The following is a 2,482-nucleotide window of genomic DNA, read 5'->3' on the forward strand; positions in this document are numbered from 1 at the left end:
GTTTAAAGAAATAGAGCAAAGAAAGAATGTTGTTGAGTCCAAGATTGGTGATTTTAATATTAAAAATGAAAAGGTTCTACGAATAGTATACTCTCCAAAGAAAAAAGAGACATCATATTATTTAAATGGTATCTTACGACCATTATCAGGTACACAAAGGGTAGCGAATACATATCTTTCGTGGGATGATGTAACTCGTTATGTTCACTTAATGTGCAATAAAATTTCTTATTTAGAGTTCCTAGAGTATCTACTTAAAGGAAATTATCAAGAATTACAGAAACATATAAAAATCGAATCGTTTATTGATGGAGTAAACATTACAAAAAAAGATGTAGAAAGACCTCTGAGTTATATTGATAGTACAAACATTTCTAACGTATTTGAGCAGATTAGAAATGGACTCACGTTATACCCTGAAAGGCTCATTTTAAGTTTGGAAAAGTATTTTGAAGTAATTGATGAATTTAGTCTTGAATTTAACGTAAATTCAAGGGAATTACTTGACTCTCCTAAAATCTCTATGAAACAAATTACTGACTTATCATTAGGCCAAAAAGTAGTTGCTATTCTTACATTTGTGTTTCAATTTGGTCATCATGTGAATGATAATACACCGTTGATTATTGACCAACCGGAAGATAACTTGGATAATCAGTATATTTATAAGAATTTAGTAACCAGTCTAAGGCAAATAAAAAATTCTAGGCAGGTTATCATTGTGACGCATAGCTCCACCATAGTAACTAATGCAGATGCCGAACAAATAATTGTGATGAACTCAAATAGTGATCATGGTTGGGTCGAAAGAACAGGATATCCTTCTGATATTATTATTTTAAAACATGTACTAAATAATTTAGAGGGTGGAATTGATTCATTTAAACATAAAGCTGAAACTTATAGTAATCTTCAACAGAATATAATTTAAGAAATGAACTCAAAGTATCATAGTGATATTGAAATTATAAACTAAGAAATATGACCAATTATAGTAAATTCCTCATTGTCCATAAAGGTCTTTGGGGATTTTTTTATATACAAAGGTAGAAAAACATGTTTGGTAGTAACTCGAATCATTCAAAAAATACCAATCCTTCTTATATGTTTTTCAAATTACTGCCACTACAAATTACAGCCTAGCTGGCATTTATTATTTAAGTAAATGGAGCGCAACAAACGACGAGAGCTAAGAGTTTATATGCAGCCATATGGAGATGGCATTTTTATGCTGGTATGATCTTTGCCCCTTTTTTGGTTATCTTGGCTATAACGGGGGGCATTTATTTATTTAAGCCGCAAATYGAGAATGTCATGTACAAGGATTATTATTAYGTTCAGCAAGGRCARCARCAGTTAACCGTACAAGAGCAGATTCAGAAAATGAAAGAAACTTATCCGGAGGCCACACTGCAAAAAGTAAAACCGTCTTACGAACCAAACCGCTCTTCGGAATTAGAAATTAGTCATAATGGGCAAACCTTGCTCGTATATATGAATCCTTATGACGGGCAAGTACTTGGAGACGTTAATCAAGATACAAAACTCATGCAGTTAATAAGAGATTTTCATGGGAAACTAATGATTGGAAAAACAGGAGATCGCATCATTGAATTAACTGCCTGCTGGGCAATGATTCTTTTAATCACAGGTATCTATTTGTGGTGGCCAAGGGGCAAAAAATCGATCTACGGCATAATACTTCCGCGTATGGGTAAGGGTAAGCGGATGTTCTGGCGTGATATGCACGCCGTTACCGCTTTTTGGTTATCCCTGTTCATTGCCGCGTTAATCTTAACTGGCTTACCATGGTCTGGCGTTTTAGGAACTTATATAAACAAAACAGCTACATACCCGCAAGGATTTTTCTCATTTGATCCGCAAAAACCTGAGTCAACTGTACCAACCAAGGATGTTGTTAAAGGAGTCCCTTGGGCGGCTGAGCAACTTCCGATACCTAATTCTACTGCTATTTCAGGTGGATCCATTTCCATTGAGCAAGTGATGGATATTGGTAAAAGAATGGAGCTTGCACCAGGCTACCAAATAGCCCTACCCGCAAATGAAATAGGCGTATACACGATCTATTCAACAACAGCAGATCCGAAGAAGCAAACGACCCTTCATATTGATCAATATAGTGGAAAAGTGTTAGCGGATCAGCGATTTAAAGATTTCAGCCTTATGGCGAAAGTCATAACAATTGGTATCTCACTGCATCAAGGCGAATACTTTGGAGTTGTCAATCAGATCATTTGTTTATTGGTTTGCCTTGGTATTATTCTAGTTGCTGTTAGCGGAGTAATCATGTGGTGGTTAAGAAAACCTGAGAAGAGAGTAGGAGCTCCAGCATTACCAAAAGATTTTAAAATGGTCAAATGGGTAGCCGTAATAACCATTGGGTTAGGGATCATTTTTCCTCTAGTTGGTATTTCTTTGTTAATCGTGCTTACTTTGGATGCATTAGTTATTCGTAGGGTAC

At 35.5% G+C, this 2,482-nt stretch carries 2 protein-coding genes; both read left to right on the top strand.

Annotated features, from left to right (window positions below):
- On the top strand, window positions 1-931 hold a 931-nt coding region (locus AC1DUA_RS36660), incomplete at its 5' end, for an OLD family protein (RefSeq protein ID WP_477504410.1).
- A gap of 278 nt (window positions 932-1,209) precedes the next feature.
- Window positions 1,210-2,482 (top strand): PepSY-associated TM helix domain-containing protein (locus AC1DUA_RS36665; RefSeq protein WP_477504411.1); only part of this gene is annotated, 1,273 nt, incomplete at its 3' end.

The sequence above is a fragment of the Paenibacillus sp. 01T422 genome (genome assembly GCF_056398785.1).